This is a genomic window from Streptomyces sp. NPDC004126, assembly GCF_050275515.1.
In the GTDB taxonomy this organism is placed as follows: Bacteria; Actinomycetota; Actinomycetes; order Streptomycetales; family Streptomycetaceae; genus Streptomyces.
The window spans coordinates 1-14,240 of sequence record NZ_JBNNPF010000021.1 but is presented as its reverse complement, the minus strand read 5'-3'; the positions used below and the strand labels follow the sequence as shown (position 1 = coordinate 14,240).

The 14,240-nt window shown below is 75.3% G+C and carries 10 protein-coding genes; 3 read left to right on the top strand and 7 right to left on the bottom strand.

The genetic code is table 11. The features are described from left to right. From ACQKM2_RS20820 to ACQKM2_RS20790, 7 genes are all read right to left on the bottom strand, one after another. Positions 1-2,175, bottom strand: a complete 2,175-nt coding sequence (locus ACQKM2_RS20820) for a CHAT domain-containing protein (protein WP_427711676.1) — start codon at positions 2,173-2,175, stop codon at positions 1-3. A gap of 105 nt (positions 2,176-2,280) precedes the next feature. After that, complete coding sequence (locus ACQKM2_RS20815) at positions 2,281-2,910, bottom strand: hypothetical protein (RefSeq protein ID WP_427711675.1); 630 nt, start codon at positions 2,908-2,910, stop codon at positions 2,281-2,283. Positions 2,911-2,984: 74 nt separating this feature from the next. Beyond that, on the bottom strand, positions 2,985-3,557 hold the full coding sequence (locus ACQKM2_RS20810) for a nucleotidyltransferase domain-containing protein (RefSeq protein WP_427711673.1): 573 nt from the start codon (positions 3,555-3,557) through the stop codon (positions 2,985-2,987). Positions 3,558-3,677: 120 nt separating this feature from the next. Then, the gene (locus ACQKM2_RS20805; protein WP_427711672.1) at positions 3,678-6,143 is read right to left on the bottom strand and encodes a SpoIIE family protein phosphatase; all 2,466 of its coding nucleotides are present in this window, start codon (positions 6,141-6,143) and stop codon (positions 3,678-3,680) included. Between the two features lie 127 nt (positions 6,144-6,270). Next, positions 6,271-8,415: a xanthine dehydrogenase family protein molybdopterin-binding subunit gene (locus ACQKM2_RS20800; RefSeq protein WP_427711671.1), complete on the bottom strand. Its 2,145-nt coding sequence runs from the start codon at positions 8,413-8,415 to the stop codon at positions 6,271-6,273. Between the two features lie 44 nt (positions 8,416-8,459). Then, positions 8,460-9,452, bottom strand: a complete 993-nt coding sequence (locus ACQKM2_RS20795) for an FAD binding domain-containing protein (protein ID WP_427711670.1) — start codon at positions 9,450-9,452, stop codon at positions 8,460-8,462. Continuing rightward, positions 9,449-9,940: a (2Fe-2S)-binding protein gene (locus ACQKM2_RS20790; RefSeq protein ID WP_427711669.1), complete on the bottom strand. Its 492-nt coding sequence runs from the start codon at positions 9,938-9,940 to the stop codon at positions 9,449-9,451. The genes ACQKM2_RS20795 and ACQKM2_RS20790 overlap by 4 nt, the downstream gene beginning before the upstream one ends. A 156-nt stretch (positions 9,941-10,096) precedes the next feature. On the opposite strand from ACQKM2_RS20790, the gene ACQKM2_RS20785 reads away from it, so the two are divergent. The 3 genes from ACQKM2_RS20785 to ACQKM2_RS20775 all read left to right on the top strand — a co-directional run bounded on the left by ACQKM2_RS20785 (position 10,097) and on the right by ACQKM2_RS20775 (position 14,075). Continuing rightward, on the top strand, positions 10,097-10,300 hold the full coding sequence (locus ACQKM2_RS20785; protein WP_427711668.1) for a CsbD family protein: 204 nt from the start codon (positions 10,097-10,099) through the stop codon (positions 10,298-10,300). A 238-nt stretch (positions 10,301-10,538) separates the two neighbouring features. Further along, the gene (gene katG / locus ACQKM2_RS20780; RefSeq protein ID WP_427711667.1) at positions 10,539-12,731 is read left to right on the top strand and encodes a catalase/peroxidase HPI; all 2,193 of its coding nucleotides are present in this window, start codon (positions 10,539-10,541) and stop codon (positions 12,729-12,731) included. 183 nt (positions 12,732-12,914) lie between these two features. Further along, on the top strand, positions 12,915-14,075 hold the full coding sequence (locus ACQKM2_RS20775; protein WP_427711666.1) for a hypothetical protein: 1,161 nt from the start codon (positions 12,915-12,917) through the stop codon (positions 14,073-14,075). Positions 14,076-14,240 lie beyond the last annotated feature (165 nt).

Genomic DNA, 14,240 nt, shown 5'->3' with positions numbered 1-14,240 from the left:
CTAGCCCCCTTGCGGGTCGGACGGGATCTCGGACGGGACGAACGGTTCGGAGGCGTCCCCGTAGTGCTGGTAGGCGGCCCAGGAGCTCCACCGCTGCCGGTCCTGCCCGCCGTCCTGCCACTCGTTCGCGGCGCGCCCCTCGTAGAGCCTCTTGCGCGCGGAGCGGACGGCGGCCCCCACCGTCGGGGGGTCCTCGGCGGGGCCGATCGTGAACAGGTGCCGGTAGAACTGCTCGGCGAAGGCGACCCCGTGGTCGTCGGGGATCCGCCAGGCCGCCCCGATGTAGTGGCCGACTCCGATGCGCAGGAACTCGTCGGCGAGGCTGGGTACGAGCGCGGCCTGCGCGTTCCCCCAGGGGCTGTGGTCGGCCACGGCGGACGGTCCGTCCGGCGCGGCCGCGGGTTCGGCGGCCCCGAGGCGGGCGGTGTAGCAGGCGTTGGCCACGACGATCCGCGGCGGCCGTTCCAGCCGGCCCAGTTCCTGGGCGGTCAGCAGGCCGTCGGCGAAGACCCAGCCCGAGCGCCGTCCGGTGCCGGAGCGGTCGAAGTCGCTGTGGCCGCAGTAGTGGACGATGTCGTTGCAGCCGCAGAGCAGGGCCCCGAGGACGTCGAGCCGCCGCGCGGGTTCCACGCCGGGCTGGCGGGTGGAGTTCGGCGCGCCGACGTAGAGGCTGACCTTGACCCCCAGGGCCTTGAGCTGGGCGGCGACCGCGAAGGCCTCGGTGCGGGCGCCCGGCAGCTGGAAGCCCTTCTCCGGGTCTCCGGGGTCGCCGATGACCAGGGCGCGCAGGGTCCCCTCGGCCGGTGCCTCGGTCAGCACGCGCGAGTAGGGGGTGCGCAGTTGCCGGGAGAGCTGGGTGCGGATCGCCAGGGGGTCGCGCCGCTCCCCGCCGGGCTGCTGGACCTCCGTGAGGAACTCCCAGGGTACGGAGGCCGTGGCCCGGTCCAGTTCCAGCAGCACGGTGGAGTCGTCGGTGAGCAGCCGCTGGAAGTCGGCGGGCACGACGAAGCGGGAGAGCAGGTCGGGCAGGGCGCCCGCGTCCTCGACGGTGGGTTCCGTCAGCCGGTCCACGAGGTCGCGCAGCAGGTCCGTGTCGACGGGCGCGAGGCGTTCGGGCACGGTCGCGCGTCCGGTCAGGGCCGCCCAGCGCAGGGCGTTGCTGCCGGACAGGACGGACATCCGTACGGGTGCGGAGTCGTCCTGGACCTCGGTGGGGCCGCCGATCTTCAGGGTCAGGTCGGTGTGCTCCACCTTGGCGAGGTGGGCGAGCTGTTCGCGCACCTTCTCGCGGATGCCGGGTTCGAGGCGGGCCAGCACGTCCAGCACGGCCTGCGCGGCGGCGGGCGGCTCGGGACCGGCGGGGGCGGCGGAGGCGTCGTCCGGGGCCGGGGCCACCGGGTCGACGAGTGCGGACAGCGCCTTCAGGGCGTACACGGCGGCGGAGGGGGGGTACAGCCGGCCGCCCTTCTCCTCGCGCAGGTCCGGGGTGACGTACAGCTGCTGCTGGTTCTTGGCGGCGCCGGTCAGGGCGAGGAGGAGCTGTTCGGCGCGCAGCCGGTCGATCTCCACGACGAGCACCTCGGCTAGGCGGGGCTTCGGCGCCAGGGGACTCACCGAGGCCAGCGCGGAGGCGAAGCCCCGGACGAGGGAGCGGCCCGCCTGGGGGACGGAGAGGTTCCCGACGCCGGCGCCGATGAGGACGGTCGCCATGCTGGAGACGTGGCCCAGGGCGACGGCCTCGCCCAGCAGGGAGGCGTACATCTGGACGGCACGGCGTTCGTTGAGGGTGCCCATGGGTCCCATGCCGACGACGGCGGCCGCCCGGACCGGGCCCTCCCTGCAGGGGAAGTAGGTGACCTCCCCCAGCTGGGCGTCGATCCAGCCGAGCCGGGTGTGCTCGGTGATCAGGGGGCGGGGGCCGGCGGATATGGCGCAGTCCAGGGCGCGTTCCGCCGCGTCGGGGACGACCGACTGGTAGTGCCCCGTGACGTGCAGGCCGGCGGCGACCTCCACGAGGTCGCCCCAGACGACGGTGATGTTTACGCTTGGACCATCCGCGCGGGGCTGCGGAGGGGGAGCCGGGCCCGAAGGGGGCTCGTGGGCGTGCCGCCGGTTGGCCGGCGTCGTCGCACCTTCCAGCAGGTCCTCGATGCGGGCGGCGGGGGTGCTCACCACGATGCTCCTCCTTCGAGTCGCCCGGGATCCGCGTACCGTTTCCCGTGGTACGCCGCACCTGTCCCCCTGCGCACGATTATCCCACCGATTCGGCGCGGGGCCCTGTCAGCGGTAGCGGGCGGAGGCGGCGGCGAAGGGCGTGGCGTGCTGCGGCGCCGTGGCGAGGAGCGCGACCCAGGAGCCGTCGGTGAACTCGATGTCCATCCGGCCCTTCTGGAGGACGCCGGTCGGGTTGGCCCGTACGGCGGCCACCGCCGGCCGGGGCACCTCCCAGTAGTGCTTCATCACCGGCGTCGACTGCCACAGCGGCGAGACGTCGCCGAGTCCGAACCAGCGCCGGTCGGTGAGGACGAGGACGCAGGCGTTGGAACGGCGCACGTTGGCCCGGCTGATGACGAAGTGTCCGGCGGCGCTCTGCCAGCCGCCTTCCATGTTCTTGCCGTGCATCAGGCGCGTGCCGAACTGGTCCAGCGCGTCGGGCATGCGGTCGATCGCGTCCGCCACCGCGGCCGGCCGCGACCGACGGGGGTCGAGCACCCGGGACTTGGCGATCTGCCGCAGCTGGCGGGGCAGCCGTGCCTCGATCCGCCGCTGGAGGTCGGAGGGGTCCGGGGGCGCGAGCATCGACTCGGGCGGGGTGGGCACGCCCGGCCCGAGTTCGTGGGCGCAGGCCGCTATGAGGTGCTCTCCCGGCTGGAGGAACTGCCGGGCCTGTTGGCGCCTCTCCTCGTTCAACGGGCGTGCTCCTGTCCTTCTTCGGTGGTCATGTCCGGTGGACGGAATTCTCCCCCATCACCCGAGTTTCATGATCACCGGGGGTCGCCCCCGGCAGCGGTCCCGGCCGGCCGCGCCGGGCCCCGGCTCCGCAGGGCCTCCTCCAGGCGGGCGATGTCCCGCTCGTCCTTGGCCCGGCGCGGCCGGCCCGGGATCCAGACGGGCGTCATCCGCTTGATCTCGATCTGGGCCGAGGGGCTGACGATCGCACAGGCCAGGTCCCCGATGCGGCCGGCCGGGCCGTCCAGCAGGTCCCGCGGCCACGGTTCCCCCGCCCAGGGGCCGCCGGCGACGACGGGGCGGCCGTCGGTGCCGCGGGCCAGCAGGGCGAAGCTGCTCTCCTCGCCCTCCTTGACGAAGTCGAGCTGCTGGTCGGCGGGCGGGCCGGGCAGCGGCTCGTACCCGGCGTCCAGCAGGGCCGCGGTGAGGGCGGGGGCGTCCTCGCTCCAGGCGAACCAGTCGATGTCCTCGTGGTCCCTGGTGGGCCGGCCCAGGAAGAAGTCCATCGCCCAGCCCCCGCGGAGCCGGACCTCCGCTCCGAGGGCCGTGGCGATCGCGGTCGTCTCGGCGATCAGCCGGAGCTGCCGGCCGGTGCGTTCCATGTCCATGATCGCGCAGGCTACGGGGCGCGCAACGGCTCCCGCCGCTCCGTTTCCCGGCGGGCGGTGCCACCGCGCCCCGTCCGGGCGGTCTTCACGGATCATCAGCCCACGGCGTCCGCGCGGGACCTAGGCATCGTCCGGCAGGTGGATGTCGAGGACGCAGATGTCGTCGCGGTTCCCCGGCCGCAATGCGGCCAGGGAGCGGGCGAGGGTGTCGCCGTGGCCTTCCCGCAGCAGGCGGGCGGCGGCTTCGGCGAGCCGGTCGAGACCCGCCGCGATGTCCTCGCCCGGCTCCTCCACCAGACCGTCCGTGTACATCAGCAGGTGGTCCCCGGGCAGCAGGTCGAACATGTCCTGCCCGTACACGGAGTCGAAGTCGGCGCCGAGCAGGGTGCCGTCCGGCTGCGGCAGGAAGCTCGCCGCCCCGCCGCGGACCAGGAGCGGCGGCAGGTGCCCCGCCCGGACCCAGTTCAGGCGGTGGTCCCACGGCTGGTAGCGCCCCATGACCACGGTCGCGGTGGCTCCCTGCTGGTCGCCGGCCGTGTGCAGCAGGAGGTTGTTGAGGAGGCGCAGTACGTCCGGCAGGGGCGATCCCGTGATGGTCATCCCCTTGGTGGTGAACCGCAGCTGGGCCATGGTCCCCACGGCGGGCAGGCCGTGTCCGGCGACGTCTCCCACGACGAACAGGGCGCTGTGGTCGGGGAGTTCGATGGCCGAGTACCAGTCGCCCCCCACGTTGATGCCCCGGTCGGCGGGAACGTAGGCGACGTCGACGCAGAGGCCCGCCAGCTCCAGCGACTGCCGGGCGACCGGCAGCAGCGTGTCCTGGAGGCGGGCGGCGAGGGCGCGTTCGGCCGTCAGCATGCCGCGCTGGACCAGGTTGGCCCGTTCGCTCTCGCGCAGGGCCAGCTCCGCGTCCCGCAGCGCGGTGAGGTCCTGGAAGAAGCCGTGCACCTCGATCGGGTTGCCGTCCGCGTCCGGTTGGGCCTCCGCCACGATCCGCAGGTGGCGCACCCCCCGGTCGGTGGTGATCCGGAACGGCTGGTCGATCGCCACGCCGTCGCCCAGCAGCCGCCGCACGGCGGCGGCCATCCTCGGCAGGTCCCCCGCCGACAGGTGCGCGGGCAGTTCCTCCAGCCGCATCGGGCCCAGCGCCGGATCCCGGTCGAAGACCGCGTAGACCTGTTCGGACCAGATGACGGTGTCCGCGACCAGGTTCCAGCTGGCCCAGCCGAGGTTCCCCAGCCGCTGCATGTCGGCCAGCCTGCGGGTCTCCCGCTCGTTCGTGTCGTGGCGGATCCACGACACCACCAGCCGCTCCCCCAGCCGGGCCGCCCGGACGGAGTACACGGACCGCTGCTGCACCCCGGCGGTGACCTCCTCGTAGGTGAACGGCTCGCCCTCGTACAGCGCTCCCGTGGTCAGCGCGTCCAGGTACCCCTCCCACAGGGCGCTGCCCGCCACGGTCGGGTAGGTCTCCAGGATCCGCCGGCCGACCAGCTCCTTGCCGGTGCGGCCCGCCACGTCCAGTGACTCGGGCGCCGCCGCCTCGATCCGGTAGTCCTCGACCTCGCCCGACCGCGAGCGCAGCGGTGTCAGCAGGACCGCCGGCCCAACGACGGCGTCGAAGACCGACTGGATGGCCTCCACGTCCTCGTGCGGCGGGTCGAGGCCGTGGGGGCCCTGGTCCTCGCGCAGCAGCCCGCCGCAGAGCCGGACGGACCGCCGCAACAGGGTCCGGGTACGGGCGTCGAAGGGGCCCTGCCGGGTGCGGAAGAAGCCGACGACCGCTGTCACCGGCCCGGCTGCGGGTACGGGGAGCCAGGCGCGCGAGGGCCACTGCCCGGGGGAATCGCCGATCATCTGGTAGCGGGCGGCGTCGAGGTCCGGATCCTCCAGCCACACCGCCTCCCCGGATTCGACGGCCTCCAGCGCGGCGACCCCGCCGAGCGGGGGGATGTGGCTCCACTGCTCGACCGTCTCGTCGCCGATGCCCGCGTGCCCGGCCAGCTCCAGGCTCCCGGCGGCGGCCGCCGCGGTGTAGATCATCACCGCGTCCACGTCCTCCGGCTCGCCGAGCGCGGACCGCAGCAGCTCGGCGACCTCGTCAGGGCTCCGTACGCCGGCCAGGTCCCGGGCCAGCCCGGCGAGGAGCCGCCGGTTGCCGGCCGGGCGGCCCGCGTCGACGACCACGTAGCCGCTCGTGCGGAAGGCCGAGCCGGCCGGGTCCGCCTGCTCCCGCCCGGAGCCGGCCGACGGCCCTCCGGGCGGCTGTTCCACCGGGGCCCTCCCGGCCTGCGGCGGCCGCGCGGCGGGGCCCCCGCCCGCACCGCCCAGGGTGATCCAGCACTCCTCCAGGGCGGTGCGCCGGTGCTGGGCGGCCCGGTCGACCAGCAGCTGGTACGCGGCGTCGGCCGAGACGTGCTCCTGTGCCATCACGACGCCCTTGGCCCGTTCGAGGACGGCCGCCATCGAGGCGACGCCCTCCAGGTCGACCACCTCGGCGCGCAGTCGGGCGACGACCTTGGCCAGCGCCAGCACCTCGGGGGCCGCGGCGTCACCGGCAGCGGGTGCCACGGACTCGCCCTCCATACGTCGAGCATGCCACGCGGCCGGTGCCCCGGCCGCCGAGCGCGAGCTGCGCGGGGCCAGTGGCGGAGCGGGGACCGCGTACCCACCGAGGAGCTGCGGATGGCGCTCCGGCACTACCGGTCGTTCTTCAACCGGCTGCCGAAGACCTGAGGACCGCTCCCTGGCGGCCGCCACCGGCCGCCAGGGCCGTGAGGACCCGGTCGGGGGTGAGGGGCAGTTCGCGGATCCGGCGGCCGGTCGCCCGGGCGAAGGCGTTGCCGATGGCGGCGGCCGCCCCCACCGTGCCGATCTCGCCGATCCCCTTGCTGCCCGTCGGGCCGAGGTGCTTGTCGTGCTCGTCGATCCAGTGCGCCTCGATGCCGGGCACGTCCGCGTGCACCGGCACGTGGTACGAGGCCAGGTCCCGCGCGGTGAAGCCGCCGTGCGCCGGATCCAGCGGGGAGTGCTCGGTGAGCGCCATCCCCAGGCCCATCACCATGCCGCCGACGAACTGGGAGCGGGCCGTCAGCGGGTTGAGGATCCGGCCGGCCGCGAAGACGCCCAGCATGCGCAGCACCCGCACCTCGCCGGAGACGGGGTCGACCGACACCTCGGCGAACTGGGCGCCGAAGGCGTGCCGGGCGTACGGGGAGCGCTGTTTGACGGCGGCCGTGGTGTCGGCGGAGGCGCACAGGCCGCCCTCGGGCACCTGCCCGTCGCGCCGTGCGAGTTTCAGCGCGAGCGCGCGGCAGGCCTCGTGCACCGCCCACCCCCAGGACCCGGTGCCGGACGAGCCGCCCGCCACCGATGCCCGGGGCAGGTCCGAGTGTCCGACCACGCTCGTCACGAGGTCCGCGGGCACGCCCAGCGCGTCCGCCGCCACCATGGCCAGGACGGTCCGCGCCCCGGTCCCGATGTCGGTGGCGGCCACCTCCACCCGGTAGGTGCCGTCCGGCAGGACGTGCGCCACGGCCTGGCAGGGGGCCTGGTACACCGGGTACGTGGACGCGGCCACGCCCGCACCGGTCAGCAGGCCGTCCCGGGTGCGCGGGCCGCGGCCGCCCGGCCAGCCGAAGCGCCGGGCGCCCTCGTGCAGGCAGGCGACCAGGCCGCGGCTGCTGTACGGGCGCCCGCTGTCCGGTTCGGCGGCGGGCTCGTTGCGCACGCGCAGCTCGACGGGGTCCACGCCCACGGCGTCGGCGAGTTCGTCCATCGCCGACTCCAGCGCGTACATGCCGGGCGTCTCCCCCGGTGCCCGCATCCACGACGGGGTGGGCACGTCGAGCGGCACGACGCGGTGCGCGGTGAGCAGGTCCGGGGCCGCGTACATGACCCGGGCGGGGACGGCCGCCTGCTCGACGAACTCTCGGATGCGGGAGGTGTGGGTGGTGATCTCGTGCGCGAGGGCCGTGAGGGTGCCGTCGGGCCGCGCCCCGAGGCGCACCCGGTGCAGGGTGGGCGCGCGGTGGCCCACGACGGCGGGCAGGTGGGCGCGGGGCAGCACGAGCTTGACGGGCCGGCCGGTGTGCCGGGCCGCCATCACGGCGAGCACCACGTGCGGGCGGGGCGTGCCCTTGCAGCCGAAGCCGCCGCCCACGTGCTCTGAGTGCACGGTGACGCGTTCCTCCGCCAGGCCGAACAGGGACGCCAGGACGGTGCGCACGAGCCCGGCCCCCTGGCTGGAGTCGTACACGGTCAGCCGTTCCCCGTCGGCGTCCCAGACGGCGGTGGCGGCGTGCGGCTCCATGGGGTGGTTGTGCAGCGGGGGCACCGCGTACCGGAGGTCGAGGCGGACCGGGGCGGCCTCGTACGCGGCGAGCGCGTCGCCGTTCTCGCGGCGTGCCGGGTAGCCGCCGTTGACCTGCTCGGGCTCGTAGGCGCCGGGGTGCCCTTCGTGCAGGAGGACGTCGGGGGCCGCGCCGCCGGTGTCGTACGCGACGGACACGGCGTCGGCGGCGGCGCGGGCGCGCTCGGGGGTGTCGGCGACGGCGAGGGCGACGTACCAGCCGTGGTGGGGTACCCGGTCGTCCTGGAGCAGCCGCAGCTCGGCGTCCTCGGTGGGCCCGAGCCGGGGTGCGTCGGCGGCGGTGAGGACGGCCGCGACGCCGGGCAGCGCCGCGGCGGCGGCCGTGTCCACGCGGACCACCCGGCCGGCGGCCACGGTGGCGGGCACCGGCCAGGCGTACAGGCAGCCGGGCGGGGTGTGGTCGGCGGCGTAGCGGGCGGCGCCGGTGACCTTCGGCGCGGCTTCGCGCCGGGTGGCGGGCGAGCCGAGCGCGGGGGTGCCTTCCATGGTCCGTCTCCTCCTTCTCTCGCTCCCCGCCCGGTCGGCGGGGGTCAGTCCCGCGCGGACCCGGCGAGCCCTGCCAGTACGTCGCGGGCGAGGTTGCCGGCGAGGAGCACCTTGAAGGCGTTGTCGCGCAGCGGGCGGGCCGCCGCGAGTTCGGCGTCCACGGCCGCGCGGACGGCTTCGGGCGTGGGCCGCTCGCCCAGCAGGCGCTCCTCGGCCACCCGGGCCCGCCAGGGCCGGTGCGCCAGCCCGCCGAAGGCGAGCGCGATCCGGGACACCAGGCCGTCCCGGGTCTCCAGGACCGCCGCCGCCGAGGCGAGCGCGAAGGCGTACGAGGCCCGGTCGCGGGCCTTGCGGTACGCGGAGGGCGCGCCGAAGGCCCCGGGCGGCAGCAGGACCGCGGTGACGAGTTCGCCGTGCCGCAGGGTCGTGTCCTGTTCGGGGCGTTCCCCGGGCAGCCGCAGGAAGCCGTCGAGCGGGACCGTGCGGATGCCGTCGGCGCCGGTGACCTCCACCTCGGCGTCCAGTGCGCTCAGCGCCACCGCGAGGTCGGAGGGGTGGGTGGCGACGCAGAGCGGGGAGTGGCCGAGCACGGCGTGTTCGCGGTTGGCGCCGTCGAGGGCCGCGCAGCCGCTGCCGGGGTCGCGTTTGTTGCAGGGCCTGGACACGTCCTGGAAGTAGCCGCAGCGGGTGCGCTGGAGCAGGTTGCCGCCGGTCGTCGCGGCGTTGCGCAGCTGTCCCGAGGCGCCCGACAGCAGGGCCCGGGCCAGAACCGGGCAGCGGGCCCCGGCGAGGGGGTGTGCGGCGAGGTCGGTGCCGCGGACCCCGGCGCCGACGCGCACGCCGCCCGAGGCGGTGGCCTCGACCCCGGCGGGGAGCAGCCGGGCGACGTCCACGAGGGTGTCGGGCCGTGCGACGCCGAGCTTCATGAGGTCGACGAGGTTGGTGCCGCCGGCCAGGTAGGCGGAGCCGGGCCGGCCGCCGTGGGCCTCGGCCGCCTCGGCGAGGCTCGCGGGGCGGACGTAGCGGAAGGGCTTCACGCGATCACGTCCCGTACGGCGTCGACGATCCGCGGGTAGGCGCCGCAGCGGCACAGGTTGCCGCTGAGGCGCTCGGCGATGTCCTCGCGGGTCGCCTCCGCGCCCTCCGCCGCGAGTTCGGCGAGCATCCCGACGGCCGAGCAGAGCTGGCCGGGCGTGCAGAAGCCGCACTGGAGGGCGTCGCGGGCGACGAAGGCCTCCTGGAGGGGGTGAGGGCGGCCGTCCTCCCCGGCGAGGCCCTCGACGGTGGTGACCTGTGCGCCGTCCTGGGCGACGGCGAGCAGCAGGCAGCTGTTGAGGCGCCGGCCGTCGACGAGGACGGTGCACGCCCCGCACTGGCCGTGGTCGCAGCCCTTCTTCGCGCCGGTGAGGTCCAGCCGCTCGCGCAGCGCGTCGAGCAGGGTCGTGCGGTGGTCCAGGTCGAGTGCGTGCCGTTCGCCGTTGACGTGGAGCGTGACCTGCGAGTGCGTGGCCTCCTGGCCGTCCATGACGAAGCGCCTGCCTCTCCTCGCGGTTCCCCCGTCCCTTTGGCGTCTAACCGGCCGGGGGTGCGCCGCAACGCGTCGCCGTCCGGTTCCACCCGATCGGGTTCGGACGGCGGAACCCGGGCAGGCGCCGGTCGAGGCTCTCGAAAGGAGTTCGCCATGGCTGAGAAGGCCAAGGGCAAGATGGACCGGGCCAAGGGCAAGGCGAAGGAAGCCATCGGCAAGGTGTCCGGCAACGACCGGATGAAGGCCGAAGGCAAGGTCGACCAGGCCAAGGGCAAGGCCGAGGAAGCCGCGGGCAAGGCCGATGAGAGCGTGCGCGGAGTCGGCGACTCCCTGCGCGGCCGCCGCCACGGCACCTGACCCCTCGCGCCCCGTACGACGTGCCCCCCGGCCGGGACCGGCCGGGGGGCACGTCCCATGCGGCGGCCGGCCTCACCCGTTCGGCCCTGTCGGGGCCGGGGTGCGGATACCCGGGTTCCGGCCGCGCTGAGGTGCTCTGCGTGTTCTGTCAGCCGCACGGGTCACAGTGCGCGACCATACGGACGCCGAGAGCAAGCAGCCCGCAGGTGGAGACACCGAGACAGGAAGAAGGACGGACGTGTCCGGCAGCGAAAGCGAGAACCCCGCAATCCCCTCCCCGGCCGCCACGCCGACCCGCCGCCCCATGACGAACCGGGACTGGTGGCCGAACCAGCTGGACCTGCAGGTTCTCCACCAGCACTCGCCCCGGGCGAACCCGATGGGCGAGGACTTCGACTACGCGAAGGAGTTCACGGGCCTGGACGTCGAGGCCCTGAAGCGGGACGTCATCGAGGTGATGACGGCCTCGCAGGAGTGGTGGCCCGCCGACTACGGCCACTACGGGCCCCTGTTCATCCGGATGAGCTGGCACGCGGCGGGCACGTACCGGATCGCCGACGGCCGCGGCGGCGGCGGTTCCGGCGCGCAGCGCTTCGCCCCCCTCAACAGCTGGCCGGACAACGCCAGCCTCGACAAGGCGCGCCGTCTGCTGTGGCCGGTCAAGCAGAAGTACGGCCGGAAGGTCTCCTGGGCAGACCTCCTCGTCTTCGCCGGGAACTGCGCCATGGAGTCCATGGGGTTCAAGACGTTCGGCTTCGGCTTCGGCCGGGAGGACATCTGGGAACCGGAGGAGATCTTCTGGGGTCCCGAGGACACCTGGCTCGGGGACGAGCGCTACAGCGGTGACAGGGAGCTGACCGGCCCGTTCGGCGCCGTGCAGATGGGGCTGATCTACGTCAACCCGGAGGGGCCGAACGGAAACCCGGACCCCGTCGCCGCCGCCAAGGACATCCGCGAGACGTTCGGGCGCATGGCGATGAACGACGAGGAGACGGTCGCGCTGATCGTGGGCGGGCACACGTTCGGGAAGTGCCACGGCGCCGTCGACCCCGAGTACGTCGGTCCGGAGCCCGAGGCGGGGCCGATCGAGCAGCAGGGGCTCGGCTGGACGAACTCGTCCGGCACCGGCGTGGGCGTCGACACGATCACCAGCGGCCTGGAGGGCGCCTGGACGACCGAGCCGACGAAGTGGGACAACGGCTACCTGGACAACCTGTTCCGGTACGACTGGGAGCTGACCCGCAGCCCGGCCGGGGCGCAGCAGTGGACGCCGACGGATGCCGCGGCCCGGGACACGGTGCCCGACGCGCACGACCCGTCGAAGCGGCACGCCCCGATGATGCTGACGACGGACCTCTCGCTGAAGGTGGACCCGGTCTACGGGCCGATCGCGAGGAGCTTCCACGAGGACCCGGCCAAGCTCGCGGACGCCTTCGCCCGTGCCTGGTACAAGCTGCTGCACCGCGACATGGGTCCCGTCTCGCGCTACCTCGGCCCGTGGATCCCCGAGCCGCAGCTGTGGCAGGACCCGGTCCCCGCCGTCGATCACGCGCTGGTCGGGGACGCGGAGATCGCCGACCTCAAGGCCCGGGTCCTCGGCTCGGGGCTGTCCGTCTCCCAGCTGGCCGCCACCGCCTGGGCCGCGGCCGCGTCCTTCCGCGGCACCGACATGCGGGGCGGCGCCAACGGCGGCCGGATCCGGCTCGCGCCGCAGAAGGACTGGGAGGCCAACTCCGGGGCCGAGGTGTCCGGGACGGTGGCGGCCCTCGACCGGATCCGGCAGGACTTCAACGCCGCGCAGAGCGGCGGGAAGAAGGTGTCCCTCGCCGACCTGATCGTCCTGGGCGGCTGCGCGGCCGTCGAGAAGGCGGCCAAGGACGCCGGGCACCCGGTGACGGTGCCGTTCGCGCCGGGGCGTACGGACGCCTCCCAGGAGCAGACCGACGTGGAGTCCTTCGCCGTGCTCGAACCGAGGGCGGACGGGTTCCGCAACTACCTCCGGGCGGGCGAGAAGCTGTCGCCGGAGACCCTGCTGCTGGACCGGGCCAACATGCTGACGCTGACCGCGCCTGAGATGGCGGTGCTGGCGGGCGGCATGCGCGCGCTGGACGCCGGCTTCCGGGGGTCCCCGCAGGGGGTCCTCACCGGGCGGCCGCAGACGCTGACCACCGACTTCTTCGTGAACCTGCTGGACATGGGGACGGAGTGGACGGCCTCGGCCACGGACGAGAACGCGTTCGAGGGCCGGGACCGCGCCACGGGCAAGGTCAGGTGGACGGCGACCGCGGTCGACCTCGTCTTCGGCTCGCACTCCCAGCTGCGGGCCCTGTGCGAGGTCTACGCCTCGCAGGACGCGGGCGAGAAGTTCGTGCGCGACTTCGTGGCGGCGTGGGACAAGGTGATGACCCTGGACCGGTTCGACCTCGCGTGAGCGGCGGCCGGGCCGTGTGACCGGCGGCCGGGCCGCGTGACCAGGCCGCACGGGCGGCGGCCCGGCCTGCCGGGTCCGCCGGCCCGGTCCCGGCCCGGCGGGCCCGCCGGGCCGGGCAGGTGGGCACGCGCCCGGCGGGCGGCGCATCCTGGGAGGAGGACCCCTCGTGCCTTCCTGAACCCCTTGGGGGACGTCATGGAACTGGGCTTCCTCAAACCGCTCTTCTCCCGCCCCGGCCCCTGGGCCTCCGTGTACGTGGAGGGCAGCCGCGCGACCGAGGACGCGCAGCGGATCCGGGCACTGCGCGAGCGGGCCGTCGCGGCACAGCTGATCGACGCCGGCACCGACGCCTACACCGTCCGGGCCGTGGTCGACCGGCTCCTCGGGGAGCCGGTCGGCGGGGCGCCGCCCGGCCGGGCGCTGTTCGCCTCGGGCGCCGAGGTCCTGCTCGACGTACCGCTGGCGAAGGCCCCGGCCGCCACCGAGGCGACCTGGTCGGTGCTGCCGCACATCGCCCCGCTGGCCGGGCTGCGCGGGGAGGATCCGGCCTGCCTCGTGGCGTACGTCGACCGCACGGGCGCCGATCTGGAGCTGCGCGAGGGCACCCGCCGCCAGGCCCTGGGCCGGGTGCGGGGCGGCGAGGAGCCGGACCGGGGACACCGCGGCGTGCCGGCGGACCGCTACGAGTGGCACTACCGGAACCGGGCCGAGAACGCCTGGCACGGGACGGCCGCGGCCATCGCCGCCGAGCTGTCCCGGCAGTGGCCCGGGAGCGGCGCCGGACTGCTGGTGCTGGCCGGCGACGCCCGGGAGCGACGGGCCGTCCACGGCCGGCTGCCGGAGCCGATGCGGGCGCTGGCCGTCGAGGCCGACGGCGGCGGCCGCTCGCCGGGGGCCTCCCGGGAGGTCCTGGACCGCGAGATCGCCCGGGTGCGCGAGGACTTCGCCCGCGCGCGGCTGGAAGCCGCCCTGGAACGGTTCCGTGCGGGCCGGGGCCGGCCCGGCGAGCACCGGGAGTCCACCGTGGACACCGGGCCGGGCCAGGCCGCCGAGGGCATGCCGGCGGTGCTGGACGCCGTACGCAGCCACCAGGTGGCGACGCTGCTGCTCGGGCCGGAGGGCTCCGACGCGGGGCGCGACGTGTGGATCGGGCCCGGCGTGGACGAGGTCGCGGTGCAGCGCGGCCAGGCCCAGGCGATGGGCGTCGGCAAGCCGGTGCGGGCGCGCGCGGACGACGCGCTGCTGCGCTCCGCGGCGGCGGCCGGCTGCGAGGTGCTCGTGGTGCCGGCGGGCATGCCGGGCCCGGCGGGCGGGCTGGGGGCGGTGCTGCGCTGGACGGTGTGACCGGAGCGGGGGGCGGCCCGGCGGACGGGCAGGGTCCGCGGCGACCCGCGGCGGGGCGGGCCGGGCGCGGGGCGGGCCCCCGGGGGGGGCGGGGGGCGCGCCGGGCTCTCCGTCGGCCCCGGCACCGGCCGGACCGGGGGGGCCAGGGCCGCGGGGCGGGGCGGG

Bases quoted from the DNA above. Each gene is read 5' to 3' on its own strand.
- ACQKM2_RS20785 (WP_427711668.1), top strand. From the start codon at position 10,097: ATGGCTGAGAAGGCCAAGGGCAAGATGGACCGGGCCAAGGGCAAGGCG.
- ACQKM2_RS20790 (WP_427711669.1), bottom strand. From the start codon at position 9,940: ATGGACGGCCAGGAGGCCACGCACTCGCAGGTCACGCTCCACGTCAAC.
- ACQKM2_RS20805 (WP_427711672.1), bottom strand. From the start codon at position 6,143: ATGGAGGGCGAGTCCGTGGCACCCGCTGCCGGTGACGCCGCGGCCCCC.
- ACQKM2_RS20800 (WP_427711671.1), bottom strand. From the start codon at position 8,415: ATGGAAGGCACCCCCGCGCTCGGCTCGCCCGCCACCCGGCGCGAAGCC.
- ACQKM2_RS20810 (WP_427711673.1), bottom strand. From the start codon at position 3,557: ATGGACATGGAACGCACCGGCCGGCAGCTCCGGCTGATCGCCGAGACG.